The following is a 25,535-nucleotide window of genomic DNA, read 5'->3' as shown; positions in this document are numbered from 1 at the left end:
GAAACTATGATACTTCCTGTATTAGCCGATGCCGAAAAACTTGCCTCCAGGGGCAATATTATCCCTTTATACACAACGATTCTTGCCGATACCGAAACCCCCGTGTCGATATGGTTGAAACTGTTTCGGGATGAGCCTTATAGTTTTCTCTTAGAGAGTGTTACCGGCAATGATACTGTTGCGCGCTATTCTTTTATTGGTGGCAACCCGTTTATGACCTTTAAGGTTAACAAGGGTTCCTGGGAATTTACCGGTGAATATAATGAACATGGTGATGATCGTCCGCTCGAAAAACTCCGGGAGATAATGGCCGGCTTCAAACCGGTGGCTGTTCCCGGGCTCCCGAGGTTCTGTGGTGGTGCGGTCGGTTTTTTCTCCTACGATTCGGTTCGACTCCGGGAGAATATCCCCGACAGCAATCCCGACGATTCGTTTTGTGATGATATTTTTCTTGGTTTTTACAAGGATCTTATCGTATTCGACAATAAAGAGCATAAACTTCTGCTTATCGCCAATATTTTTACCGATTCGAATGATGATTTCGAGAGTGTATACAAAGACGCAGTATATCGTCTTGGAAAAATACAGGATAAAATGGCTGTCCGCCTTGCGTCCTCGCATATTTCAATAGAACAGATCGATGAGCCTGAATCAAACTTTGAGCGGAAGGAATACGAAAAGGCGGTCGAGCAATGCAAAGAATATATCAGAGCCGGGGATATTTTTCAGGTCGTTTTATCCCAGCGATTCTCTCTTGGGGTAAAATCGGACCCCTTCGATTTATACCGGATACTCCGAACCGTAAATCCTTCACCCTATATGTATTACCTTTCCTGTGGTGATGCATCAATTATCGGCGCCTCACCGGAGATGCTTGTTCGTGTTGAAGACGGCGTGGTTGAAACCCGGCCAATTGCCGGAACACGCCCCCGGGGCAAAGATGAACATGAGGATGATCTGCTTGCCGAAGAGTTGAAAAAGGATCCGAAAGAAATTGCCGAGCATGTTATGCTGGTCGATTTAGGAAGAAATGATCTCGGACGAGTCTGTGAATTCGGCTCGGTTAAAGCCGAAGATATGATCCATATCGAAAAATATTCTCATGTCATGCATCTTGTGACCAATGTTTCCGGCACATTGAAAAGGGAATGTGATGCACTGGATGCTCTTTTTTCCTGCTTTCCTGCGGGCACGCTTTCGGGCGCACCAAAAATCAGAGCCATGGAAATTATCGACGAACTCGAAACACTGCGCCGAGGTATTTATGGTGGCGCGCTGGGCTATATCGATTTCAGCGGCAATCTTGATTCCTGTATTATAATCAGGACTATTCTCCACAAAAACAACACGGCTTATATTCAGGCCGGCGCAGGTATTGTTGCCGATTCAGTTCCGTGGCGGGAATATGATGAAACGGTAAATAAGGCCATGGCACTCTTTACTGCAATCAGGAATGCCCGTGAAATTATCGGCGAAAAATAGCGAGAGCCGATTAGAGCGCATTCAGTTCTTTCAGTCGCTCCCTGGCTTCAGAACAATGTGAGGCATGGCCGGAACGATTGCAAAAAGCCTGATGGAATTTTTTCCAGGCCAGTATCATTTTGTTTCTGTTTTCCACATTCGGTTTCTTTTTATACGCCACATCGCGATTAAGCGCCCAGAAATAGACCGCTTCAGGGAGCACTTTCGGCCCCATTATTGAAGAAGTTGATTGTGCTTTCAAAAAATATTTTTCCGCCGGCTTAGTGTCGCCCAGAGCATGATAAAGCTTTCCTTTTAATAGATAAAAATACCCATCGTCAATAGATTTGTTTATCGAAAGTTGCTTTGCATTCTTATAGTCCCCGACTTTCAGATATGATTCAAAAAGCAATAAGCGTATCCTGTTTTCGGAATCGTGACCGGTTTGACTCACCGTAAAATTCTGCAGGATATCAATAGCCTTCCGGTAATCGCCTTTATGAAAAGCCTTTATTCCATGATCGAGCTTTGGTTCTGAGTGCTCAGGAATTTCTTTTGCGGCAGTGGTATCATTTACAGAATCGATCAACACTTCTTTTCGGGGGCGGACACTCTTCTTTGTCGCCGGCACTCCTTTATTTACCTTATTCTTTCCAATGCTTTCTTTAATGGCTGGAGAGACTCCTTCGGAAGAAGGTCCTGATGAAATTTCATCTTTGAAAAAATGAAAAGCCAGTATTCCAAGAACGAGGAGAGTACCGGCGCTTACAATAACCGCCGGAAGGAAAATTTTTCTTGATTGTACACGGCCGGCATTGACTATTGTCTGAGTCACCGATTTTTCTTCTCTGTTCTTTATATATCGAGAAACTATATCATCGACGGGCAAATCGGATTCTGCAGCAATACATGATTCAAGTATACTTTCGAATTCGGAAGCAGAGGAGAATCTCTTTTCTCTTTCCGGATGAAGGCTTTTGTCGATAGCCTGAACCATTGCGGAGGGCAGCGTGGGTTCCAATCCCTGAACAGGAAAATAGGAGCCTTGCAGCTTGTCCCGGATCAGCTTGGACATTGCTTTCTCCGGAAAAGCCTTTGTCCCGGTTATCATTTCATACAGCACTGCACCCAGAGAATAAATGTCGGTGCGACGGTCAAGACGTTTGCCGTCAATCTGCTCGGGACTGATATAAGGAGCTGTCCCCATAACTGTTGCCCCGGTAGTATGGATACTTTCAGTTCCCGGTAACGCGATTCCAAAATCCGCCAGTTTTACTTCACCGGAATTAGACAGGAGAATATTGGCCGGCTTTATGTCCCGGTGAACGAGTCCCTGATAATTTTTGCCATAGACGGTCATATTCCGTTCTTGAGCATATTTTAATGCTCTGCACACTATTGCTGTAATGGATGCAGCGACAATCCAGGGGACCCTTCCGGCTTTTGCAATAAATGTATATGCAGAAATACCGTCAACATACTCCATTTCAATATACGGCAGTGTACCGCTCCATAATGATGCACCGTAGATCTGAACAATATTGGGATGTTTCAGATTGGCTGCGATTTTGGCTTCGGTCTGTATTCTTTTCCTGCTCTCCGGCTTATGCCCCGGTTTGAGGATTTTAAGCGCCCGAAAGACTTCCAGCTCCTCATGCAGCGCCTTGAAAACAATCGACATACCACCCGAAGCTATGGTCCCCGTTATCTTCAAATTTCCGATTCTTTCCCCAACAGCAGGGAGATAGAATTCTTCGTTATTTACAGTCATGTTCTTGTAGAAGGTATATTAATTGAGATAAATACAAAGGCAACATTACCGGATAAAAATAACCGTAAATGAGGTAAGAATTCAAATGCAGGGTATTTGCCGGGGTAAGGTGACAAGATACGGCGCAAGAAAATATTTTGTACAATAATAATAAATTCTTCTGTGTCGGTGTATGCCGGGTGTAACCAGACATTCTTGCACCGGAAATCAGACACATGAGACACTCGGGTTCATTGTAATCAAGGATCCTTTCTATGCTGCTGATTATCGATAATTATGATTCTTTTACCTTCAATCTGGTTCAGTACATTGGTGAGTTTTATCAGGATATCCAGGTATACCGGAATGATAAGATCGGAGTGAATGAGATTGAAAAACTCAATCCTGCAGGCATAATCATTTCCCCCGGCCCCTGTACTCCCAAAGAAGCCGGCATTTCGGTAGAAACAGTGCAAAAACTCGGCCCGAAAACACCTATCCTCGGAGTATGCCTGGGGCATCAATCTATCGGTGCAGCCTACGGCGGCAAAGTCATTCGTGCTCCCTACCTGATGCATGGAAAAGTATCGAAAATCTTACATAATGGCAAAGGCATTTATACCGATATCCCTAATCCGTTTATCGCGACCCGTTATCACAGCCTGATTGTTGAACGGGAGAGTTTACCCGACTGTCTTGATATCACATCCGAAACTGAAGATAAAATTATTATGGGGCTCCGCCATAAGGAATATCCGGTTGAAGGCATCCAGTTTCATCCGGAATCGATCTTGACCGAACCCGGAAAGTCGTTACTTAAAAACTTTTTATTAACATTCAAATAACATGGCTTCTATCCTCGAAAAAATAATCGAAACAAAAAAAGATGAAGTCCGCCGGCTTCAAAAACAGCACGATAGTTTTACCGGCAGAACAGCCCATTGCCGTTCCCTTCTGGGAAGTCTGAATAATTGTAATCATGTGGGGATTATTGCCGAAGTAAAAAAGGCATCCCCGTCGAGGGGAGTCATAAAAAAGGATTTTGAACCGGTATCGATTGCGAAAACCTATGAAAAGGGCAACGCAGCAGCGATCTCGGTCCTTACTGATGAACAATACTTTCAGGGTTCTCTCGACTATCTCGTTGCTATCCGGAACAGCGTGGCACTACCGGTTTTAAGAAAAGATTTCATAATCGACCCGATTCAGGTCAAACAGACCGCCGCACACAATGCCGATGCCATGCTTCTTATCGCCGCAGCTCTTTCGGATACCCAGCTTGAGGAGTTGCACAGTGCGGCTCTGGAATTTAATATCGAACCACTGATCGAGATACATGCAATTGATGAACTGGATCGGGTGATGAAAGCGGAGCCATCACTGATTGGTATCAATAATCGTGATCTTACAACATTTTCAGTTGATATCAATACATCGGTAACAATAATGAAGTATATTCCCTCAAAGGTGACCGTTATCTCCGAAAGCGGTATTTTTACACAGGAACATGCTCAACGCGTCTATAATGCAGGAGTAAAAGGTATATTAGTCGGAGAATCGCTCATGCGAGCTGATAATCCGGTGCAATTACTGGATGAACTCAACAATGTCGGTAAGAATTAAAATCTGTGGTATAACGCAATACGAAGACGCCCGTATTGCTGCAAGTCTCGGTGCTGATGCATTGGGATTCATTTTTTATCCCAAAAGTCCTCGCTACATTTCGCCCGTCGCGGCAAAAGAAATTATCACCAAACTTCCCCCGCTGATTTCCAAAGTTGGAGTTTTTGTTAACGAGCCTGCCGAAACGATCATGGCCATTACGCAGGAATCGGGTATCGATACAATACAACTCCACGGGACTGAACCTCCTGAATTCTGCAAATATTTTCCTCTCCCGGTCATTAAAGCGTTCTCAATCGATTCCAATGCCGATATCACACTCCTTGAGAAATATGATGTTTCGGGTTTTCTTCTGGATACCTGGGATAAAACTCTCCGAGGCGGCACCGGAAAAACATTCGACTGGGCGATAGCAGAAAAAACCTGTAGAAAATATCCCAATATCATTCTTGCCGGTGGCCTGGGGCCGACAAATATCGCTGAAGCACTGGAAAATGTAATGCCCTATGCTGTTGATGTCAACAGCGGCGTTGAAATAAAACCGGGAATCAAAAATCCGAAAAAACTCAAGGATACAATCGGTATTGTGAAAAACTGGAAATAGAAACTTCATTTGGCGTCTTGTTTTTCTATCAAGTAATTTACATATATATATATTACTCCAGTAACCGGCAGCGTAACGATATGTTGGAATCTTTAGTATTAAATACAGCAGGTATTCCTGTATCTATTGTTTCATGGCAACGGGCGGTAACACTTTATTATGCCGAAAAAGCGATAATTCTTGCCGAGTATGAAGACAAATTGATACATTCCATCAGTTTTTCTATTAAGGCACCGGCAGTCATCCAATGCCTCAAAACCGATTACATGCCTCGCCGCTTTGTCCGCATTCTTCCATTCAGCCGGAGGAATGTCTATATCAGAGACAATGGTCACTGCATGTATTGTGGAAAAAAGGTGAGTCTGGCAAATTTTACGTTCGATCATGTAATACCAAAATGCCGGGGCGGTAAAAGCACGTGGACAAATGTCGTGGTCAGCTGTATGCGTTGCAATACACGTAAAGGAGGCCGGTATGTAAGCGCCTCTGGTATGACGCTCCTGCGGAACCCCTTTGCCCCTCAACTCGATAAAGCCGCGCCCGCCAATCTGGTCAGCCGTGTCGCCGCGGAAATCCCCCATGAATCGTGGGAAGATTATATCTACTGGAATATCATTCTGGAAGATTAGAACGCTCCAGGTTAAATTAAAAAAGAACTCCCGGTATGAACCGAAAGCTCTTTCATTCTCCGAAGCAGCGATCAAGGTTATTATCGAGGGGTCAATCCCAGCCCGAAACCTGCATTAAGATACAGACCGCTGAATTGCAGGTCGGGACCATCATAAATTTGACCTTCTCCACCAAGATCGATATCCCTACGCCATTGCAGATTGATCGGAAGGAATGAGTATCCAGCTTCAAAATGAAACATAAGCCCAAAGTCAAGGCCGGGGATAATGGTAAAAAAGTTTTTAAAAGGTTTATACCAGTCGAATCCCGCTGAAATATCGGTAATAAACCCTATTTTGCCCAAGGTTATCATATAATCATTATTATTAAGCAGAATATCATTAAAATTATCTTCTGTACTAATTGTATTGTCGATATATGTTTTTGCTTGGAAGATAAATGATGAAACGCCGGCACCAACCATCGGGTATAAGCGCATCCCAAAACGATTTTCGGGCAAGAGATTGAAGCCAATATTTGCTACCCCCATACCTGCGGTTAACTTTATAAAATCAGGTTTTGTAGGATCAGCCTTTTGTTCCCATGGTCTATTATCAAAAATCCCAAATGCTCTTCCACCCAAAACTAGTCTTTTTGCCAGAATAAGATGTCCTTCACCACCAAATGTCCAGCGATTATTGGGGAACTCATTGCCATCATAGCCCCATACATCCTTTATAACATCGTTGAGCGGATCCAAATCGATAAACTTCTGCCCGACCAGAAATGACCCGTAAATCCCGTCCTGTGCAGAAACGGAGAAAACCATGGCCGCTATCAGAAAGCAACCGGTAATAAAACGCATACGCCCTCCTTCAGGTTTTGTGGATATAATAGTTGGCGGCAATTATCCGGACTGATTTACCATTAATTGTAACTAAACGTGACAGGAGGGTCAATGAAAAAAAATTTTTATGCAGGATAGCAAATTTTACCGGGACGGTACTTTTCTTCGGCTAAAGAGAGAAATGTAAATTTCCCGTAAGTCTTGAATGCCGGTGATTTGCATTATATAGAAGGAAAAGAGAAGTGCAGGTACACCTGCTCCAATCAGAATGATTATCCCTGAAAGCAAGTGATGCAGGTCGTTTACAAAGGGCTCCAAAGCGATTCGGATACCATAGCAAATACCGGCAGAACATACTGCAATGAGAGTCATTTGCAAAACTGATATCATGCTCCGCCTGAAATTACTCAAGTCTCCATTCTCTTTGCTCCAGAGAAAATAGAGTAATACAAATTGAAAAAGCATCGATAGGGCCGCCACTATCGGTATACCCAGATAATCAAGATTCAAGGGTTGAATAGCCACCCAGTACAGCGGCAGAAAACCGACAACCAGTACGGTGCTGATTATCATGGGGAAAAGCGTATTCTGGACAGCAAAAAAACATCGTATCACCACTGTACTGCAAGCCACGGCGAAGGCACCGATGATATAAAAGCTGAGTGCAGGCGCAGTAATTTCGGTCGCCGCAGCGGTAAAATGTCCTCTCTGGAATAAAATGATGATAATTATATCCGCCAGAACAAATATTACAGCAGAAAAGGGAATAGCCAGGCCGGCGGTCTTTTTAATTACCGATGATGCCAGTTTATTCATTTCTTTAATTTTTTGTTCGGCTGCCAGTTGGGTCATGAATGGATAGGTGGCCTGAGCAAAGGCTTGCCCAAAAACTCCCACAATGATCATCATAAACCTGAAAGCGTAGTTCAATCCGGCCAGCGAACCCTTTTCCAGCATTAAGCCGAAGAATCGAAAAATAAATTCGTTCGAAAATGTCATACTCATCCCGATAATAAAAGGCAAAGACAAAAGAACAAACTTCTTGAGATTGGGGTCGAGTATATTAAAACGAAGATTATACCGCATACCGATTTTAAGAGCACCCGGCAATTGGATAACAATTGCTCCAACAAAGGCGCCTCCCAGCACTCCCCAGGCGAAGCCTTCAATTCCCATGTTAAACCATTTACCAAGTACAATTCCTCCCAGGATAATTCCACCGTTATAGCAGATAGGGAGCAAAGCAGGAATAAGAAACTGCTTATAGGCATACTGTACTGCCATTAAAAAAGAACCACAATAAAGTAAAAGCTGTGCGGGAAGAATAATCCGGGTAAGACGGACGGTTAATGAAATCCATTCTTCATTCCGCATAGTCGACTGGCTTGTACCGAAAATTCTTTTAAGCCATTCTATAAGCCAGAGAAAATTGTCGGTGCATATAACTGCAAAACCGACAAGAATGGTGAGAATAATTGTACCAACCGTTAATAAATTCGAAAATGTATCCCAGGCTTCTTCATCCCGGCCTTCAATAATATACCGTTGAAAAATGGGGATAAAGGTAATTGATAAGAAACCACCCGCCAGGAGATGATTTAAAAATTCGGGAATGAGAAACGCAGCAACATATGCGTCGATCTCAGAACTGATACCGCCAAAATCGGCAATTACCATTTCCCGTACCAGGCCCAATATCCGGCTGAGCATAACCGAGCCGGCCATGATAACCGCGGCAATGGCAATCGACTTTTTTAAATCGTTTCCGGAGGTTGAAGAACCTGAGACACTCATAAAGCTCTTTCCTGGAAAAGAGAAAGAAATGAGAAAATACATAAAAGGGGCTCATGATAATAAATCATGAACCCCTCTTTGAAAAATTTAGTTTAAACCAGCTGGTTTATTTACCTTTTTTGGTTTTTTTCTTGGCAGGCTTTTTCTTTTTGGATTCATTAATAATGCGATAGGTCTGCGATACCGAAAGCTTGAATTTCTTTGCAATAGCAGTACCAGATTTGCCGGCTTTGTACATCTCGACAATCTTTTTGTTTCGTTCGGCATTTTTGGCAATAACCGATTCAATGCCGTACTTCTTTCTTAACTGATGAACTGCCTGTCGCGTGATACCGAACTGCTCTCCAATTGCAGCATCGGTTTTCAGCTTCTTTTGCAACCTGATCAGCTCTGTCTTAGTAATTCTGGCCATGATTGAATTACTCCTTCTTTTAAGTGTTGATAGGTGAGACTTTACTGAAAGACCAACATTTAAAATAACACTGTGTCAATCCCAATGCAAGCTTTTTTCTTCAAATAATTTAAAAAACCCCATTTTTCCCTAATAGTTCTGCGATTTTCAGCAAAATAGGCACTATTTATCTCCTTATATAATACTATTTATTGCAAATGAAAGCACCAAAAACAATAAATTCACCCCTGATTCAGCCTTTATTTTGTTGAACCGGGAGCATATCTACAGGCAATAAATCGTATCCTGCTCCCCTTTGGGTTCGGGCATATTGCACTCATGCCCGATTGCCATGAAGATTTTGGAAGGCCTGTTGGCGGTGGTATTGCCTGCAAAGGAGGGAAATGGTGCCGGGTATCATTTCCGATGTTTTACAATGCAGCAGCGGTTTCTTTACATACCCATTGTATGTAATCGGGATTGCCACCTGTAATCGGGAGTGCTACGACACAGGGAACATCGTAGCTGTGTATAGTCTTCACCCTTTCGGTCAATTTATCCACGAGACAGGTTTGAGTTTTGACAATAAGCACAGTTTCAGAATCATCTTCCAGCACCCCTTCCCAGAAAAACAGTGAATGCATACCGTCAATTATATTTGCACATGCTGCATAATGCTCTTCCACAAGAACTTTACCGACCGCCCGGGCCTCTGCTTTATCCTTTGTGGTAATGTATACCATGCAAATGGAATTGTCCGCCATAACCGCTCCTGTTTTTTTTAAGGTCAATAATTATTTGTCGATATAAATAAATACAGAGGTATGAAAATATACTCTACCGTTCTCAGCAAAAAGGTATTGAGCAAGTATATATGCAGGGTTCAGGCGTGGTGGTCAAAAACGACTTTTTTTAACTGGTTCATAGGAACCGGTTTTTCAAAGAAAGTCGCCTTGAGTGAATTGAGCTTATCTTCTGCAATCTCGGAGACAAAGCCTGAAATGAGTATTTTTTTCGCTTTTTTTGATACAACCGAAAGAAGCTCGAGACCGTTTACCCGGGGCATTTTGTAATCGGTAATCACAACATCGATGCTATCATTGTTATTTCTGATGTATTCACGAGCAGCAACCGAGTCGTTAAATGAATGTATATTGGACTCTTTGCCGGATGATTTCATGAAAAGTTCAATGAGCTCGGTAATCTGAACCTCATCATCAACAACAATGATTTCAAGAGGTTTTCCCATATTAATGTTGCTCCCTTTGACAATCTTGCAGTTCATAGTGATATATTGTACAGCAAAGGGATAATATCGTCAATAATTTTTTTTGCGGGTTACGGAAAAGCAGAGTTATCACGCCTGTTTCGGGGTAAAACATTTTAGAAAACTGGTATATACGCCGCATTAGAGCCTGAAAATATATCTCGTAAATATTGTCCACGCTTTGCGCATATCATTCATCCTTGCTAAAATCCGGACTTTTTCCTTGCTCATAAACGCGCATTATTCTGTCGAGCCCTACGCCATGAAGGCCCTCTGCGGTCTTTGGTGACACGTTAACAAGATACAGTGTGCCCTTACAGTCATCAATTCGTTTTTTGAGGCGAACGATAAGCCCAAAGCCCGCACTGTACATGTTTTTTGTTTTTCCGAGATCAATAATGACTCTTCCGATATCAGCATTCAGGATGGATTCGACACGGGATTCTATCTGCTGATAATTATCCATATTGATGGAGTCGGGAAGGGTAATCCAGAGGTCCCCATCTTTTTTCTCAATAGCAAAATCACTGAACCCTTCCATAGTGATTTTGCCATCTTCAGGCCTATCTGCCATTCAGAACTCCTCGCTTCCTGAAGAGATTGAGAGGCGCCTGGTTGAATTCCATAAATAATCTCAGGAACGGTTACTGCTTAAACCGGAACTGTTGCCTGATGTATATGAAGTAGTGAAGTATCAGCATAAAGGATAAAGACCGGCGCCTCATTTCTGTTCGGCATTCGAGTTGGCAAGATTTAACACAATGCCATGTCCTTCATTCTTCCACTCCACTCATCCCTTTTGTATCGGGATTACTTCATTACTCTAATATCCTGCATTCTAATTGTATCACTTTGTTATAAATTGAGCAAACCCTGCATGAGAATTGCAGCGACGAGGGCAAGGATAGCATAGAATTCAGGAAAAGCACCCATAATCAGTGTCTGACCGAAAACATTGTGCCCGCTTCCAATAGCGGCAATTCCATTGGCGACCACTCTACCCTGTTGTATGCCTGAAATAAGGCCGGCAATACCGAGTGCAACGCCTGCGCCTAAAACAACCGCACCCTGAAGAATCGAAACCGATCCTCCCATGCCGATCAGCGCCTGATTGTACATGATAAAACCGACAAAGCCATAGAGACCCTGTGTAGCCGGCATTGCGGCAAGACCCATGCCCAGCCCAAATGCTTCCGGACGTTTCTTCAGCATGCCGACTACCGCCGACCCGCCACTCACTGTCCCGATTGCAGAGCCACTGCCTGCAAGTCCAACCATAATGCCAAGACCGATCATTGAAAAAATACTGCCCCAATCCATTGCTAAGCCTCCTTCAAAACTGGGTTTCCGTTGGAATATATCATTGTAAATTCGCTAAAGGTGAATATTCGGGCGCACCGCCTTTAAAATCGACATTTTTGTAAAATTCCACAAATGTCAAACGCAAAGGATGAACAAAACATCCGATAAGCGCCAGCACAAAATTAATGCCATGTCCGGCGATCAGAATAAGAATTGTAAATATTATCATTGGAGAAGCGAGCTGTACAGCACCGTCTTTCATAACGAGCATAAAAGCGATCTGATTGAAAGCAGCGCCTAAAAGTCCGCCGGCAAGTCCTAGGGCAAACAATCGCAAATAGGAAAGACCGTCTCCCATAATCCCGGTGGCAAAATTGTATAAACTGTATATCCCGAGCGGCAGCCGAAGCCCGAGTCCTTTTTCGGGATTATTAAAAAACATCAGAAGCGCCAGGCCGGAACCGGCAATAATCCATTCGATATTCTTGGGAAGCAATGCAATCATTTGACCCAGGGGAAAAGCCCAGAGGGAAAACGTTTGAAGCTCCATGAAATTTATTTTTACCAAAAAGATCGTTACGCCAATGGTCATGGTCATCGTCGCGACAGGATCGATTGCATGCACTATCGTTCCATAATGAGCCCTGTTATAGGCCCGCATGCCCATACCGATAAGAAGTTGCAGAATCCCCACATAGAGAGAGAGGGGAATGGCCGGGAAATAGGTGCCGGTTTCCGTCTTCACCGCACTGAGGGGCGCTAAAAAGGCTCCCGATTCAAAAAAGGCATTTTCATAACCAGGGACGGAAAATATCGGATGACCGAAAAAGGTATTGAGAAACATACCGCAGATAATAGCAAAAACACCCAGAATGGTTACGAGCGTGGTATAGCGTTTGAATTTTACCGGTACTTTCCGTGAAGCGATAAATCCCAGCGTTGCCAGTATAGCACCATACCCGACATCGGCAAAACAGAGACCGAAAAAGAGGGCAAAAAAGGGCGCAAAAAAGGGCGTGGGATCGAGTTCGAAATAATCGGGTAACGACCGCATCTTTGCAATCGGCTCGAAGAGCATGGAAAATTTTCCGTTAGTCAATTTGACCGGAATGGTATCATCCGGAGAAGGATTCTCAAAAGTGTACCACGCCGGAAAATCATTCAGAAATTCGGCAACATTTTTCTCTTTATCGTGGGGGACCCATCCGTTCAATGATACAACCCGTCCCTCAACCGAACCTTCCATACTGATTCTGGCAGCCTCAAGATCGCGACCGCACTGCTGTTTGGCCAGAAAAGAAGATAAAACATCGGTATAGGCGGTCAATTTATTGAACGAATCATGGATTTTGCTTTTTTCCTGCTCCAGGTTCTCAAGCTGTTTCTGTGCATTGGTCAGCGACATGGACGGAAGCAGTACTTCATCGGCATCAACGGACTCGACTTTTCCACGGCCAATAACCAGAAAGTAAACAGTACTTCCCCCGCGTGAAACGACTTCCATGGAAGGAATGCCGCTTTTTATTTCTTCGAATTTCTTTTCGTTACATTCATAAAACCGGAGAATAATATCCCGATCGGTAAGCTTCCCGATCGAATCGGGATCGAAATCTCCCCAGGGTTCGAGTGCAGTGATATTTTTCCTCATGGCCTGTATCCGGGAGTCGACCGTATCCCGTTCATTTTCCAGTTTTTCAAAGCGGGAAATGACTTCCCCTGCCGAAAGGTCCTTTGCCTGAGGAAGCGAAACATTCTCGGCCGCCCCATGGTGCTTGAGCGCCCGAAAAACCCGTTCGGCATCCTTGATCACCAGTTGCTTTTCCGCCAGTATCTCCGACGATGCTTCCGGATTGACAACCACATGGACAACACCAAGGTCCTGCAACGACGTAAGAAAGGTCTCTTTTTCTTTATGGTAAAGCAAGAGGGATAATTTTTTCATTGGAACAATCATGCCGTCGCCTCCGTTGCCGCGATTTTGTTTTTCAGGATTTTTTGTGACGACTTTGCCAGATTCTCTTCGTCTTCCAGAAAACGTTTGATTTTTAAAATCGCTTCCTCATAGCTGGGAATCTGCACCTTTTCGTAAAGGTTCACCTTCTGGGTCGTTTTTTTTCGGGCATACTCAAGAATATCGACTTTTTTAAGAACAACCTCTTTTTCAATTTTCAACCGGGCAATATCCTTGAGAAGCTCGAGTCCACTCGGGATCCACCAGGGCTGCAGGAAAAGACTCAGCCGTTCCACCTCAAATTTCACATCGTTGAATATGGGCGTCTTTACCCCCGCTATCTTTTTAATATCAAGCGAAACATCGGTTATGGATATGAGACGGTCGGGGAACTCTACCCATAAACGATGGGTGGGAGCGATCTGTTTGGCATTTTTCTCAAGCCTTTCTTCGATCTCAGTCACTTCGGCTTTGGCCTTCTTAACTTCCAGCCGAAGCGCCGATTCCTTTGCCTGAAGGGTCGGCAATGCATTAAGCCGAACCTTCAACTCCTTTTGTAATTGCTGAAGCGATGTCTTGTTGTATTGAAATTTTATTGCCATCTATGAATCCGTATGAAATGGGAAAAATGGACTATTGAATAGTGGAGTGCTGGAGTACCGGCACATTCAAATAATCACTCCATTACTCCATAACTCCAATTTTCTTTAATTTTTCCAGTACTTGTCTACCATCTCCTGCTTAAGACCAACTTCTTCTTTGGAGAAGTATTTCGAAAAGAGTTCCCATCCGGTATCAAGCATTGTATCAACATCCACATTAATATCGATAGCAAGCAATTCTTTGGAATAATCCTTTGCATAATCCAGACACCGTTTGTCATAATCGGTGAGATCGAAACCGTTTTCAAGCTTTGTCTTTGCATTGGCGGCATCGGCAAAGAGACGGACACAGGCGTTCATGACCTGCGGATGGTCTTCTCTGGTTTTCTTGCCGATAACAAGCTGTTTCAGCCGCGACAGACTCCGGAAAGGGTCCACAATAACCTTACCGATATCGGTATCCCGCCGCAAAAACAACTGTCCCTCAGTAATATATCCTGTATTATCGGGAATGGCATGGGTGATATCGCCGCCGCTGAGAGTGGTGACCGCGATAATCGTGATCGAGCCGCCATCCGGGAACTGCACCGCCTTTTCGTAAATTTTCGCCAGATCGGAATAGAGTGATCCCGGCATACTGTCCTTTGATGGTATCTGGTCCATACGGTTCGACACGATACTGAGCGCATCGGCGAAGAGTGTCATATCGGTCAGCAGCGTGAGCACTTTGTAATTTTTTTCGGTTGCAAAGTATTCGGCCGCGGTGAGACACATATCGGGCACCAGAAGACGTTCCACCGGCGGATCTTCGGTGGTGTTCATGAACGAAATAATACGGTCAAGGGCACCGGCGTTGTCGAAAACGCTCTTGTAATAAAGGTAATCATCATTGGACATTCCCATTCCGCCAAGAATGATAACATCCGCCTTTGCCCGCAAGGCAACATCGGCCATAACCTGATTAAAAGGCTGGTCGGGATCGGCAAAGAAAGGAATCTTCTGCCCGGTCACAAGAGTATTATTCAGGTCGATACCGGCGATACCGGTAGCGATCAGCTCCGAGGGCTGTTTTCTCCGCACCGGGTTAACCGACGGCCCGCCGATTTCCCGTTCATCACCATCTACCTCAGGACCACCGTCGATAGGCTTGCCGTAGGCATTGAAAAACCGTCCCCGCAATTCATCGCTCACCTTGATTGTAGGCGGCTTGCCGGTAAAAACAACCTCGGCATTGGTGGCAATGCCCTGGGTGCCGGGGAAAATCTGAAGGGTAATGAATTTTCCGTTGATTTTCACCACCTGGGCCGGACGGTTGTCCACATAGGCCATCTCTTCGTTGGTAATCCCCTCGGCTTCAACCGTACAGGTCGCCTTGGTGATATTTTCGATTTTTGTGTATATCTTCTGAAAAGCCTTCGTCTTCATTGCTCTCCCTCCTTCTCGGCAAGCGCGGGTTCCGCTTGTTCCCCGCTCTCATCTACCTGCCGTTTTGCAAGCAGCTCATCCAGCTCTTTTTCCAGTTCTTTGAATTTCTCGTTCTGGAATTCCTGATAATTCATCTGTTTCATAATATTGATTACTTTTTTGAAATAGGTGGTGACATTTTCAAAATTCTCAAAATCAAAGGAGCTGTCGCAGATATCGAGAATCTTGTTTGCCACATATTGCTGACGCCCAATGGGTGTCGATGCATCGACCTTGTCGAATCCGTCCTGCTGAAGGATAATGAAATCGATGAGTTCCGATTTGTTGAACAGGATATGATACTCGATAGGAACGCCGTCATCACCAAGAATATTGATCTGATCCTGCGCCTCTTTTCCTCTGAGAAGAATATCTTTCAGCTTCAGTACTTTGTTGATCCATCCTTTTTCAAGATGCTTATCCATGTAGTCGATAACTTCCTGATACTCCAGATACTTGGAGTAGCTGTCGACAGGATCGATTGCGGGATACCGCTTACTGTCGGCGCGGGGCTGAGCAAGGGCATAGAATGCCCGGGCCGCTTTTTTGGTCGACTCGGTAACCGGTTCTTTTAAGTTACCTCCGGCAGGGCTGACCGTTCCGATAAAGGTAATCGATCCGCTCTGTCCGTTATTGAGGTACACAAATCCGGCGCGGGAATAGAAACTCGAGACGATTGCAGGAAGGTCCATGGGGAAAGCGTCCGGTCCGGGAAGTTCTTCCATACGGTTTGACATCTCACGCAGCGCCTGGGCCCACCGTGAGGTCGAGTCGGCAAGAAGCAACACCTTCAGGCCCATCATGCGGTAATACTCGGCGATTGTCATCCCCGTATAGACCGAAGCCTCACGGGCCGCGACCGGCATGTTCGATGTATTACATATTATAATAGTACGCTCCATCAGTTTTCTGCCGGTTCTGGGGTCGTCGAGTTCGGGAAACTCAGTAAAGATTTCAACCACCTCGTTGGCACGCTCACCACAGGCAACGAGCACAATCAGATCGGCTTCGGCATATTTTGAGATCAAATGCTGAAGCACCGTTTTGCCGCATCCGAAAGGTCCGGGGATAAAACCGGTCCCGCCTTCCATCATGGGATTGAGCGTATCGATCGTCCGTACGCCGGTCTCCATGACCTTGAATGGACGGGGCTTCTCTTTATAGGCACTCACTTCAACTTTCACCGGCCACCGCATGGTCATGGTCAACTTCTGCTCATTGCCGTCTTCATCAACCGCAACCGCGATCGTGTCCTCGACCGTATATTCTCCCTGGGAAACAATCGACTTGAGCTTGCCGATACCCTTGAAAGTAAAGGGGACCATGATTTTATGAGCGATCCAGCCTTCCTGGACCTCGCCGATCCATTCACCGGCACTGACTTCATCACCCTCCTTGCCAAGGGGCTTGAAATCCCATTTCTTTCCGGTATCGATCGGCGCTGTGTATTCTCCCCGTTTCAGGAATACATCGGCCATTTTATTCAGATCGTTCTGCAAGCCGTCATAGTTTCTCGAGAGCATCCCCGGTCCCATAACCACTTCAAGCATTCTTCCGGTAAACTCGGCTTCACATCCCACATAAAGGCCGCGGGTGCTCTCGAATACCTGTACAAATGCTTTATTGCCGGTAATCTTGATCACCTCGGACATGAGGTTGACGCCCTTCAGGTCGATATAGCAGATTTCGTTCTGCCCGACCGGACCGTCAACTTCAATGGTAACGAGGTTGGATACGATACCGACGACTTTTCCCTTGGTGCTCATTATCGCCTCCGCTTATTGAAAATCTTCTGAGAATTGAAATCCGGACACAAGTTCGTCAACAAGACGATCCAGCTTCTTTTTGCCTTCCTGCGGATCGAGCTGCATCCACCGTTCAACAATTCCCAGTTTTATACAAAATGCACACATTGTTTCTATCTGGAAATACGTAAAAGTCGTTAATTCATTGCAGAAATCCCACCGGAGGGTGTCGACACCCTTCTCGTATTCGACAAGATCGCTGTTGTCAAGGGACAGCAAACGTTCAACCTGGGGAAACATGGAGGCCACCGAAAAATCGGGCGCGTTACTTTTCAAGACAAGCTCGGCAACATCGTTGCGCCCCAGAATTGTGGTGGTAAGTGGGAAGGGCGTCTCTTTTTCGTGCTTTGCAGCATCACGGCAATTGAATCCGGCCAGCACATTGCGCATGTTCATGTCGAAGGTAAACCATTCTCTGATAAACTCATTCTCATGACGGGTCATTGCATCGTAAAACAGCCAGGTAAGCTGGTCCTCCGAAGAAAACCCGGTAAAAAGCGCCTTGCCTTCCTTATGGGCTTCAAGAAAGATCTGCATATACCCCGGCGCTTCCGATGGAACCTTGATCTCTTCTTCAAGTTCCTCTTTTGAAAAATTGCCCCCCTCCTCAAAGGTATCCTTCTTTTCAAGAATCGCAATGAGATTGCGATTATCCACAGGGAGCCGCAATGTTTTCAGAGGACCGGCATCGGAGGGATGTACCTGAGGAATGACATCATCGATAAATTCCGCGAAACCGGGAACATTTTTATTGCCTTCGATCGTAAGGTCCGGCAAACTTGCAATGAGATAGTAATAACTGCGCGACATAATACTGTTCTATTCGCCAAAGAGATACTGTTTTGTTCTTGGTCGGAGATATTCCTTGAAAAATTCCGCAAAATCTTCGTCGGTCATGCTGATCTTGAAAGTGTTTCCCGAGGGACCGATCTGGAACCCACCTTTGATATGGCGGGAAAAATCGATTTTCATACCCTTTTTCATGGTGTCGATCAAACCGCCTTTAAAAGCCTTTTCCATTTCTTCACGTTTGGATTCGGGCAAAAGCAGCTCCATCTGAGGAGCTTCCTGCTCCGCAACTTTCCAGTTCTGCACGATAATTTTCAGAAATTCTTTGACTGTCTGGGGTGATGAGAGGGTTTCGGAAATGGGTTTATCTACAACGTTATCCGAAAGAACATCGAGAATCTGCTGCTTGATCGAACTGAGCGCCTGCTGCCCGGAAAGCTTGAGTTCCGATTCGGTATTCCGGCGCAATTCCTGGGCCTGATTTTCGGCATCCACCACGATTTTTGCCGCTTCCTGTTTTGCATCGGAAATAATTTTGTCGGCCTTTTCTTTAGCGTCGGCAATGATCTTCTTCGCTTCCTCTTCGCCCTTCTCAACGCCTTCCTTGTATATCTTGTCTGTTAACTCAGAAATTTTTTGATTCATGATACTACCTCATAAGCAAAGTTTTTTCGGCATCTAAACGATTAAATGTCCGTTGTCCCCCAAAATGCCCTAACGGCTAAGACAATGAAATATAATTATTTCATAGAGGAAAAAGTAAGTCAATCAGTTTTTTAATGGATTTATAATAAATCTTGTATAAACAGGTGTTTTACCGAAGTTTGAATAGGACGAAGACAAAAACCTTGCGAACATCGAGAAACACGGCCTCTCGTTTGAAGAAGCGATGCAGGCGTTTCTCGATCCAAAGCGCAAAATCCGTCTCAATACGAAGCATTCGGCTGTCGAGATGCGTTACTACTGCCTCGGAAAAGTCGGTGACCGGGTTTTGACGGTCAGATTCATTGTTCGGGGCAGCAAAGTTCGGATAATCGGAGCCGGATACTGGCGAGAAGGGAGAAAAATCTATGAGCAAGACTAAAAGCTACGCAAACGCACCGGCGGACATCGCCGAAGAACTCGAAAACTCGGTCGCAATCGATGATTTCCTGCCGTCGCCCGGAACCATCGCCGAATCGCTGAAAAAACAGGAGACCGTGCCGGTAACAATGAAACTCAAGAAGGATACGGGAAATATCGTACGTGTTCTGCCGCGGCCATATTAACAAATGCACATGATTCGGCGTCAGAACATAGGCCCAGAGTTCAAATTCATGTTCTTTTCGGGATTTTTCCAACTCGGTAAGAAATATTTCACACGCGATTGAATCGCTGAAGTAATCGTAACGGTGGTAGCAGCAAAATGTCAGCTCGTGGGCGTGTCCGACAGTGTTGTAATGCTTGAGTGCTTTGTATTTCTGTTCAGATTCTGAGGTGGTCACACATTCCTTCTTCGTCACACGCAAGAGCACGGCCTAAAGGCACGTGCCACACGCTTCTTGTTCTTATCAATGTCACAAGAAAAATAAATCTTCACACATGGACAGGGCACCCGCGCGTAAACATCCTCAATTTCTGCTAAATCCCAATGGTGTGCATATAATTCTATCTCATCTGAATATGGCACCCCTTGTCCAATATACCCAGTGTTAACCCAGCAGAAAACGTAGCGTGTTGCATAGGTCTCTCTCGAAAAATCTTGTTGGCCATATTTGTATTTTGTCCCATCCGGTGAGGTTAATATCCAGCCCTCAGCATCCTCTAGAGTCTGGTCCAGATCTTTTCTTTCAATCTTCCAATACGGTTTATCTTTTAAATAATAGGACCATACCCCTGCAGACTCTTCAACCCAAATTATTTCCTGTCTTACACCTTCCGGAGAAATCCAGTAATATTCATCATCACGAAAATTAGCCGTCCCGTTATGATTGCATTGTATTGATCCAAAATCTAATCGCCAACCCAATCCAACCCAACCGGCAGGTGCCTTATCATTACGACATCGCACATTAAGGTATACGTTGCTTGAATATTTCAGAATTAAATTTGTATTGAGCCCACCTCTCCCTTGCAAAGTAAATAGCGGGTGTGTAAAGGCGGCATCACCAGAATATAGATTCACACCTCCTGATGGAGACATTAATTCGTTGAATGGATTAACTGATTCGGAGGAGGTTCGCAATGCGAATGCGTTTAGCACATAAACAATAATGATTAGAGAGAAATTTTTTAAATTATACACCATAACAAAACTATCCTTCTACATAGAAATAAAACCAGCATAATTAAACTAGCATTTATAGGCATTTTGTGAATACTATCTTTATGGATGGTTCATAAGAAAGAGAAAAGAGAAAATTTATTTGCCCTGCAACGTTTTCTGTGTGCTCCCAAGGATTTTAAGTAACTCTTCACAATCTGCTTTGAAAGGACATATTCCTTTTTCTGTTCGATAAGGTATTGGTACAACTTCACAATCCTCAACGCAAATGCATAACTCTTGTCTCGTGCAATGCTCTCTGCCATCTTCTATCTCTTGCTCTTGCTCTTGTTATTCATCTTCTCTCTCGACTCTCTTCACTTCTCTCTCCCAGTGTTGGGGGAATGAGATTTTGTGAGGGGGGTGATATAAATCCTTTTACATATTATAGATACAAATACAACATGTCTTCCATTTGAATCTATACCAGACATTTTATGTTTTCATTCAATCCAAACTATATATAGTGAATCATTATTACTTACTGTTCCGTTTATTTCAAAAGCATAATGTGCAAGATCACCATCAAAGCAAGTATTAAATTCAGCAATTGCATTTACATCTTCTGCATACTTGTATCCAAGGTATATTAAGAAAAATGTATATTTCTTAATTGGATCTGCCCAAATGGTTTCACTTAACAGTGTATCAGTAGAATCCACCAACGAAATATGCATTGTTGCGGAGCCGTCCGCTTCGGTTATCACATATTTATAAGAAGCATGAGAGGTCATTGGTACCTTTTGGGTGTAGCCTTGAATTTCTTCATAATAATCTCTGCGATCACAAGTGTCATTTTCCTCTGGGCAAGTAAAAAAATCTGTTGAATCAATTATTAATGGACTGCTTAACTGCTCAGCATTAATTGCTATTTGCAATTGGGACAAACCCACTCCCTCTACGTCCGACCTGAATTGGAACGTAAAAGGATAATTTATGTAGTTCGGATTAGAACAACAGCCCAATAGGCAAAAAATCATCAAAAGTCGTTTCTTCATGCTCTCTCCAGTTTACCAATAGTTGTTATACCATTGCACTAAGCCCCTATCATCGGAATAATCCTGTAGATTAAAGGACTCGTACGGTTCCCCATATGTCTCAAAACCATCATGCCAAACTTTATGGGCAAAAAGTGTTCCTCCCAGCCCGTGAACAAACTGGGGATTCCACTTGCCCTGATTTTTGGATCTCATCTCTATCCTGCTTGGATGAATATCTTTCGCCTTGCGATAGTTTTGATATCTGCTGTTGGTACTCGAATATCCCCCCTCAGCATAATACCTTTTTGCTCTTGCATATTTGTATCTTTCATCCCACCCAATTGAGTAGTTGCCACCCTCTAAAGCCCAAACATAATCTGAAGCAGCCTTAACAATTGAGCCCTGCCCCAAATAGTTTCCAAAGGTTCTATTCATAACCCTCGCTTCTTTAATATTCAGTTTAGCTTCATCACCTGTTATTCCTTGTGCGCTATTGTAGGCATGCCCTCTTATTGTACCAGATACGTGAGAAATTTGTCTATTCGCAAATCCCAAAGTTGCAATATTTACAAAATCAAGTCCACCCTCCGCTGCTCCCATGAAAAATTGACCAACATTTGGGAAAAAGCCTTGTGCTTTATTCTGTGCTACATTAGCAACTCCCTGGTTTAATGCAAGAGCACCTGCTGTTATTCCTGGTGCATAAACTGCCGATGTGAAAGCAGCACCCGTCCATAATCCCGACTTAACAGCTTGCCAACCCCACTGATCATTCGTTACACCATGCCTGATATAGCCTACTGTAAAACCAACTGCAGGAATCAACCAAAAGAAATTCCCGTCTTTATCAACCATTAATATGGGATTTGTACTGTATGCATAGGGATTAATAAACTGCCCTGCTTTATCGCAAGAAAACCATAAACCTATTTCAGCATCATAGTATCTCGCCCCGAAATAATATGCCTGAATCCCACTCACCCCATTCGCTATATCTTCTCCCTCCTGATCAAATTCCTTTTTGATGTGGTAAAGCTCATTCCCAAAATCGCCTAAAAGCGGTTTTTGAACGGAAGGTCTTTTCAGCCGGAGGTGCGGGACCTGGATTGCGGGAGGTTTTCCCCTCGACAAGCTCGGGACATCGCTTTTCGCGGCGAAAGCAGCGCCCTGAGTGAGCCGAAGGGAAGTGAGACAGCTAAAGGGAAAGATACTTGTGTATCCGACAGTTGTTATTATCGATTCCGAAAGCGTGCCTGTCATCCTGTATTTTTCCTGTTTGTAACGTAATTCTTTACACATCATTTTCTCAGTTTTTTCAGCTGCTTCTCTATCTTGTCTGCTTCTTCCATCTTCTCTCTCGACTCTCTTCACTTCTCTCTGATTATAGCTTGCTTTCAAATTCAGGTGGTTACCTATGGGTGACTGCCTATATTTTTTACGGTTCCACTATAAAGATTTTATTGTTTTCTACCTTAAGATACAATTTATGATTCGCATTTAAGTTTTTTGAAATGAATTCAATTTGAGTTTTACCATCATTTATTGGGCTTAAGAATAGTTTGCCAACACCTTGGGTTCTATGAAGAATTACGCTATCAATTTTTGCAATAGTTGAATCAATTATGCTGATTTTATATTCTTCTAAGTTCTGATAACCACTTGCGGTTTCACTCACTCTTATATATGAGCTATCTACAAGCATTTTAAATTTTATTCCATTTTTTATTGTATTACATTCAAATCCATTCGGGAAATTCCTCTTTTTATATTTGATTTTTTGAGCATTCATTCCTACACTTATTGTATAACAACCTTCTGCAATTTTTTGAGCAAATATTCCATCATCTCTACAATATATTGTTCTGTATACACATTGTGTACTCGACAACAATAATATTACAGATAGCAAAAGAAGCTTCACAATTACTCCTTTAATAGTTGTATTCAAAAATTTCTCCTGGGAAATTTCTACCTCCAGGAAATCTACCTGAACGATATTCTTCGGGCCCAACAAAATAATGATACAATTCTTCGATAAAAGTATTCAAATTTCCTCGTGTCCTTACTTGTTGACCTAAATTTCTCATATACACCTTTAAGCCACGATCTTTAATAAAACCACCACGAACGGTATACCCCGCTGCGCCGCTTCCAAATTTTAGCCTTGTCATCAAACCACCATATCTTATGGGTACATATTTTTTACTAATATCAATATTTTTACCGCTATAATCTGACAATTTTGTGTTTAATCTTGATCTTTCTGTTTCGGTAAGCTGTTCATAGAACCATTTTCGATTTGCAATTGCTCCTTGCACAAGAACTTTAGCAGTTGCCCCACCTGCGGCAATTCCACCACTAATTACAGATTGTTTCCAATCGACTTTACCATCATTTGCAATAGATTGTCCCATTGCATCTATCAAAAAGCCACTCGTACCCCGTAGCCCAATCTCAGAAAATGCATTAGCTACAGGGTGCATATTGAGTGCTCCTCCAAGTAATCTTTCTGTACCTGCACCTGCTAATCCACCTGCTAAACCCGTCAGTCCTGCAGCTATTATACCTCCACCCGTTATTTCACTTCCTGTAAAGAGGGATGTAGCTCCATAACTAATAGTGTTTCCCAAGGATGCATATAATGCACTCCCTATAGCTGTTGAGCCTAATGAACCAAAACCACCTGTAATTGCCCCCCCAACAGCACCTAACCCAACAGCACTCCAAAAACCCTTTGCTGTAAAGTTTTCACCCGCTGTTGCAGCATAAACGCCACCACTAACTCCACCACCTATTACTCCACCTATACATGCTGCTATAAAAAACGCAGTAAAAGATTCACCATTTTCATCAATGTAAAATATAGGATTAGTTGCATAACCGTAAGGTGTGAAGAATTGATTTTGAGGATCCGTGCTTAACCAAATACCAACTTCAGGATCATAAAATCTCGCACCAAAATAATATGCCTGAATCCCACTCACCCCATTCGCTATCTCTTCCCCTTCCTCATCAAATTCCTTGCCGGTAAACTTCTCTCTCGCCTCTTCCACACTCCCCGGCAGCGGCTCAAGATTTTCATATTTTCCATACGAGGCAAACATGGTAAGCTCGATTCTTTCGCCTTCATCGTCAATAGTCGCTCGTGTCGAGCCCAGGTGATCGGTGACATAGTAGTATCGTGGTTCAGCCGAGCCGCTGAGCGCTTTATTGATTCTTCCTTCATGCCCTTCGGGGGTTATGATATTGTGGTATGCCGGGGACATGCCTTTGTTATAGGGTTCGATATTATTAACGAAATACCATTTTTCAGGGCTGGTATCATCGATCCAGAACCCCTCCATTACAAGCCGCTCGCCGACGCCGAGAGTTTTGTTAATTTCAAACTGATATTGTCTTTCATAAGAGTAGAATGTCACATTCTCAACGGTTTTGCCACCGCTTATCCACCATGAGCCGCTGACAATCAGCTTTTCATGATCATCCGGTAATGCTTCCTGCCCATCGATTATTCTCATTGGCACCTCGAAAGAAGTGCCGTCGGTAAAATTCAAAACAGCCTTTGGCTGAAATGCCTGGCCTTGCAGAGGATTATAAATGGTTACTGAATAGTCCACAATTGATACCGCATCTGTTTCACCTTCATACACCATGGCGCCGTCGACATAAGCAACCGCCGATTGCTTTTGGGGTTCCAGTATTGCAAAGGGAGAGAACGAGCCGACCTGAGCATAGATTGCTTCCGGCGTGACTTTTTCTATGACCAGTTCATTTCCCCAATTGCCGGTATGGTGGTCCACTTTCAGCCGTTTCGCCGGGACAAAGCCTTTTCTGTCGTTGAAAGGAAATGCCATGGAAATCGTTTTACCATCCATTACATTGCCGCTTATTTCAAAATATCTTCCGTGCATGCTATAGCCGGTCATTTGCGGAGGACCGGACACTCCTTGCGGCTCATCTGTAACCTGGATAATCGGCACCAACTCATTAGTGG

General features: G+C 43.9%; 26 protein-coding genes. 6 read left to right on the top strand and 20 right to left on the bottom strand.

The features are described 5' to 3' along the window. Nucleotides 1-6 precede the first annotated feature (6 nt). The gene (gene trpE, locus GF401_00565; protein MBD3343536.1) at nucleotides 7-1,482 is read left to right on the top strand and encodes an anthranilate synthase component I; all 1,476 of its coding nucleotides are present in this window, start codon (nucleotides 7-9) and stop codon (nucleotides 1,480-1,482) included. Between the two features lie 10 nt (nucleotides 1,483-1,492). Here trpE and GF401_00560 read toward each other — a convergent pair whose 3' ends face one another. Next, complete coding sequence (locus GF401_00560) at nucleotides 1,493-3,232, bottom strand: protein kinase (protein ID MBD3343535.1); 1,740 nt, start codon at nucleotides 3,230-3,232, stop codon at nucleotides 1,493-1,495. Nucleotides 3,233-3,486: 254 nt separating this feature from the next. Here GF401_00560 and GF401_00555 point away from each other — a divergent pair, with 254 nt between their 5' ends. The 4 genes from GF401_00555 (at nucleotide 3,487) to GF401_00540 (ending at nucleotide 6,067) form a co-directional block, all read left to right on the top strand. Further along, the gene (locus tag GF401_00555; GenBank protein MBD3343534.1) at nucleotides 3,487-4,056 is read left to right on the top strand and encodes an anthranilate/aminodeoxychorismate synthase component II; all 570 of its coding nucleotides are present in this window, start codon (nucleotides 3,487-3,489) and stop codon (nucleotides 4,054-4,056) included. Nucleotides 4,057-4,066: 10 nt separating this feature from the next. Continuing rightward, nucleotides 4,067-4,834, top strand: coding sequence for an indole-3-glycerol phosphate synthase TrpC (gene trpC / locus GF401_00550; GenBank protein ID MBD3343533.1), 768 nt, complete (start codon nucleotides 4,067-4,069; stop codon nucleotides 4,832-4,834). Further along, nucleotides 4,818-5,438 carry a phosphoribosylanthranilate isomerase gene (locus GF401_00545; protein MBD3343532.1) on the top strand — a complete coding sequence of 207 codons (621 nt, stop codon included), beginning with the start codon at nucleotides 4,818-4,820 and terminating at the stop codon, nucleotides 5,436-5,438. The genes trpC and GF401_00545 overlap by 17 nt, the downstream gene beginning before the upstream one ends. Before the next feature lie 80 nt (nucleotides 5,439-5,518). Next, complete coding sequence (locus tag GF401_00540) at nucleotides 5,519-6,067, top strand: HNH endonuclease (GenBank protein ID MBD3343531.1); 549 nt, start codon at nucleotides 5,519-5,521, stop codon at nucleotides 6,065-6,067. An 80-nt stretch (nucleotides 6,068-6,147) separates the two neighbouring features. On the opposite strand, the gene GF401_00535 is transcribed toward GF401_00540, so the two are convergent. From GF401_00535 to GF401_00475, 13 genes are all read right to left on the bottom strand, one after another. After that, nucleotides 6,148-6,912, bottom strand: a complete 765-nt coding sequence (locus GF401_00535) for a hypothetical protein (protein MBD3343530.1) — start codon at nucleotides 6,910-6,912, stop codon at nucleotides 6,148-6,150. 126 nt (nucleotides 6,913-7,038) lie between these two features. Then, nucleotides 7,039-8,730: a murein biosynthesis integral membrane protein MurJ gene (murJ, locus tag GF401_00530; protein ID MBD3343529.1), complete on the bottom strand. Its 1,692-nt coding sequence runs from the start codon at nucleotides 8,728-8,730 to the stop codon at nucleotides 7,039-7,041. Between the two features lie 64 nt (nucleotides 8,731-8,794). Then, nucleotides 8,795-9,100 (bottom strand): helix-turn-helix domain-containing protein, encoded by a 306-nt coding sequence (locus GF401_00525; protein MBD3343528.1) that lies wholly within the window; start codon nucleotides 9,098-9,100, stop codon nucleotides 8,795-8,797. 410 nt (nucleotides 9,101-9,510) lie between these two features. Next, a complete protein-coding gene (locus GF401_00520) occupies nucleotides 9,511-9,843 on the bottom strand; it encodes a divalent cation tolerance protein CutA (GenBank protein ID MBD3343527.1) in 333 nt (110 codons plus the stop codon). A gap of 119 nt (nucleotides 9,844-9,962) precedes the next feature. Beyond that, nucleotides 9,963-10,364 (bottom strand): response regulator, encoded by a 402-nt coding sequence (locus GF401_00515; GenBank protein ID MBD3343526.1) that lies wholly within the window; start codon nucleotides 10,362-10,364, stop codon nucleotides 9,963-9,965. 172 nt (nucleotides 10,365-10,536) lie between these two features. After that, nucleotides 10,537-10,920: an STAS domain-containing protein gene (locus tag GF401_00510; protein ID MBD3343525.1), complete on the bottom strand. Its 384-nt coding sequence runs from the start codon at nucleotides 10,918-10,920 to the stop codon at nucleotides 10,537-10,539. Between the two features lie 281 nt (nucleotides 10,921-11,201). Continuing rightward, entirely contained in the window at nucleotides 11,202-11,666 is a 465-nt protein-coding gene (locus GF401_00505) for an ATPase (GenBank protein ID MBD3343524.1), read from the bottom strand. A 40-nt stretch (nucleotides 11,667-11,706) separates the two neighbouring features. Further along, nucleotides 11,707-13,602: a hypothetical protein gene (locus GF401_00500; protein ID MBD3343523.1), complete on the bottom strand. Its 1,896-nt coding sequence runs from the start codon at nucleotides 13,600-13,602 to the stop codon at nucleotides 11,707-11,709. Beyond that, nucleotides 13,599-14,201 carry a V-type ATP synthase subunit D gene (locus GF401_00495; GenBank protein MBD3343522.1) on the bottom strand — a complete coding sequence of 201 codons (603 nt, stop codon included), beginning with the start codon at nucleotides 14,199-14,201 and terminating at the stop codon, nucleotides 13,599-13,601. The genes GF401_00500 and GF401_00495 overlap by 4 nt, the downstream gene beginning before the upstream one ends. Before the next feature lie 105 nt (nucleotides 14,202-14,306). Next, nucleotides 14,307-15,626: a V-type ATP synthase subunit B gene (locus GF401_00490; protein MBD3343521.1), complete on the bottom strand. Its 1,320-nt coding sequence runs from the start codon at nucleotides 15,624-15,626 to the stop codon at nucleotides 14,307-14,309. Next, entirely contained in the window at nucleotides 15,623-17,431 is a 1,809-nt protein-coding gene (locus GF401_00485) for a V-type ATP synthase subunit A (protein ID MBD3343520.1), read from the bottom strand. Before GF401_00485 ends, GF401_00490 begins: the two co-directional genes overlap by 4 nt. 12 nt (nucleotides 17,432-17,443) lie before the next feature. Then, nucleotides 17,444-18,280 carry a DUF2764 family protein gene (locus tag GF401_00480; GenBank protein MBD3343519.1) on the bottom strand — a complete coding sequence of 279 codons (837 nt, stop codon included), beginning with the start codon at nucleotides 18,278-18,280 and terminating at the stop codon, nucleotides 17,444-17,446. A gap of 9 nt (nucleotides 18,281-18,289) precedes the next feature. Continuing rightward, nucleotides 18,290-18,904, bottom strand: a complete 615-nt coding sequence (locus tag GF401_00475) for a V-type ATP synthase subunit E (protein MBD3343518.1) — start codon at nucleotides 18,902-18,904, stop codon at nucleotides 18,290-18,292. 211 nt (nucleotides 18,905-19,115) lie between these two features. Here GF401_00475 and GF401_00470 point away from each other — a divergent pair, with 211 nt between their 5' ends. Continuing rightward, nucleotides 19,116-19,343, top strand: coding sequence for a BrnT family toxin (locus GF401_00470; protein MBD3343517.1), 228 nt, complete (start codon nucleotides 19,116-19,118; stop codon nucleotides 19,341-19,343). Here GF401_00470 and GF401_00465 read toward each other — a convergent pair. The 6 genes from GF401_00465 to GF401_00440 all read right to left on the bottom strand — a co-directional run bounded on the left by GF401_00465 (nucleotide 19,264) and on the right by GF401_00440 (nucleotide 25,467). After that, nucleotides 19,264-19,773: a hypothetical protein gene (locus tag GF401_00465; GenBank protein MBD3343516.1), complete on the bottom strand. Its 510-nt coding sequence runs from the start codon at nucleotides 19,771-19,773 to the stop codon at nucleotides 19,264-19,266. The two genes, GF401_00470 and GF401_00465, sit on opposite strands and share 80 nt — an antisense overlap. After that, nucleotides 19,758-20,546: a hypothetical protein gene (locus tag GF401_00460; protein ID MBD3343515.1), complete on the bottom strand. Its 789-nt coding sequence runs from the start codon at nucleotides 20,544-20,546 to the stop codon at nucleotides 19,758-19,760. The genes GF401_00465 and GF401_00460 overlap by 16 nt, the downstream gene beginning before the upstream one ends. A 458-nt stretch (nucleotides 20,547-21,004) precedes the next feature. Then, a complete protein-coding gene (locus GF401_00455) occupies nucleotides 21,005-21,448 on the bottom strand; it encodes a hypothetical protein (GenBank protein ID MBD3343514.1) in 444 nt (147 codons plus the stop codon). 123 nt (nucleotides 21,449-21,571) lie between these two features. Beyond that, nucleotides 21,572-22,939, bottom strand: a complete 1,368-nt coding sequence (locus GF401_00450) for a hypothetical protein (GenBank protein ID MBD3343513.1) — start codon at nucleotides 22,937-22,939, stop codon at nucleotides 21,572-21,574. A gap of 37 nt (nucleotides 22,940-22,976) precedes the next feature. Then, nucleotides 22,977-23,489 carry a hypothetical protein gene (locus tag GF401_00445; GenBank protein MBD3343512.1) on the bottom strand — a complete coding sequence of 171 codons (513 nt, stop codon included), beginning with the start codon at nucleotides 23,487-23,489 and terminating at the stop codon, nucleotides 22,977-22,979. Continuing rightward, on the bottom strand, nucleotides 23,473-25,467 hold the full coding sequence (locus GF401_00440) for a hypothetical protein (GenBank protein ID MBD3343511.1): 1,995 nt from the start codon (nucleotides 25,465-25,467) through the stop codon (nucleotides 23,473-23,475). Before GF401_00440 ends, GF401_00445 begins: the two co-directional genes overlap by 17 nt. Nucleotides 25,468-25,535: the final 68 nt, after the last annotated feature.

It is taken from the genome of Chitinivibrionales bacterium (assembly GCA_014728215.1).
Taxonomy (GTDB): Bacteria; Fibrobacterota; Chitinivibrionia; order Chitinivibrionales; family WJKA01; genus WJKA01.
The sequence above is the reverse complement of the archived record's forward strand: the minus strand, read 5'-3'. Positions and strand labels throughout refer to the sequence as shown.

Excerpts from the sequence above, each read along its gene's own strand:
- trpE (MBD3343536.1), top strand. The coding sequence starts at position 7 with ATGATACTTCCTGTATTAGCCGATGCCGAAAAACTTGCCTCCAGGGGC.
- GF401_00560 (MBD3343535.1), bottom strand. The coding sequence starts at position 3,232 with ATGACTGTAAATAACGAAGAATTCTATCTCCCTGCTGTTGGGGAAAGA.
- GF401_00555 (MBD3343534.1), top strand. The coding sequence starts at position 3,487 with ATGCTGCTGATTATCGATAATTATGATTCTTTTACCTTCAATCTGGTT.
- GF401_00545 (MBD3343532.1), top strand. The coding sequence starts at position 4,818 with ATGTCGGTAAGAATTAAAATCTGTGGTATAACGCAATACGAAGACGCC.
- GF401_00540 (MBD3343531.1), top strand. The coding sequence starts at position 5,519 with ATGTTGGAATCTTTAGTATTAAATACAGCAGGTATTCCTGTATCTATT.
- GF401_00535 (MBD3343530.1), bottom strand. The coding sequence starts at position 6,912 with ATGCGTTTTATTACCGGTTGCTTTCTGATAGCGGCCATGGTTTTCTCC.
- murJ (MBD3343529.1), bottom strand. The coding sequence starts at position 8,730 with ATGTATTTTCTCATTTCTTTCTCTTTTCCAGGAAAGAGCTTTATGAGT.
- GF401_00525 (MBD3343528.1), bottom strand. The coding sequence starts at position 9,100 with ATGGCCAGAATTACTAAGACAGAGCTGATCAGGTTGCAAAAGAAGCTG.
- GF401_00520 (MBD3343527.1), bottom strand. The coding sequence starts at position 9,843 with ATGGCGGACAATTCCATTTGCATGGTATACATTACCACAAAGGATAAA.
- GF401_00515 (MBD3343526.1), bottom strand. The coding sequence starts at position 10,364 with ATGAACTGCAAGATTGTCAAAGGGAGCAACATTAATATGGGAAAACCT.
- GF401_00510 (MBD3343525.1), bottom strand. The coding sequence starts at position 10,920 with ATGGCAGATAGGCCTGAAGATGGCAAAATCACTATGGAAGGGTTCAGT.
- GF401_00505 (MBD3343524.1), bottom strand. The coding sequence starts at position 11,666 with ATGGATTGGGGCAGTATTTTTTCAATGATCGGTCTTGGCATTATGGTT.
- GF401_00500 (MBD3343523.1), bottom strand. The coding sequence starts at position 13,602 with ATGATTGTTCCAATGAAAAAATTATCCCTCTTGCTTTACCATAAAGAA.
- GF401_00495 (MBD3343522.1), bottom strand. The coding sequence starts at position 14,201 with ATGGCAATAAAATTTCAATACAACAAGACATCGCTTCAGCAATTACAA.
- GF401_00490 (MBD3343521.1), bottom strand. The coding sequence starts at position 15,626 with ATGAAGACGAAGGCTTTTCAGAAGATATACACAAAAATCGAAAATATC.
- GF401_00485 (MBD3343520.1), bottom strand. The coding sequence starts at position 17,431 with ATGAGCACCAAGGGAAAAGTCGTCGGTATCGTATCCAACCTCGTTACC.
- GF401_00480 (MBD3343519.1), bottom strand. The coding sequence starts at position 18,280 with ATGTCGCGCAGTTATTACTATCTCATTGCAAGTTTGCCGGACCTTACG.
- GF401_00475 (MBD3343518.1), bottom strand. The coding sequence starts at position 18,904 with ATGAATCAAAAAATTTCTGAGTTAACAGACAAGATATACAAGGAAGGC.
- GF401_00460 (MBD3343515.1), bottom strand. The coding sequence starts at position 20,546 with ATGGTGTATAATTTAAAAAATTTCTCTCTAATCATTATTGTTTATGTG.
- GF401_00440 (MBD3343511.1), bottom strand. The coding sequence starts at position 25,467 with ATGACCGGCTATAGCATGCACGGAAGATATTTTGAAATAAGCGGCAAT.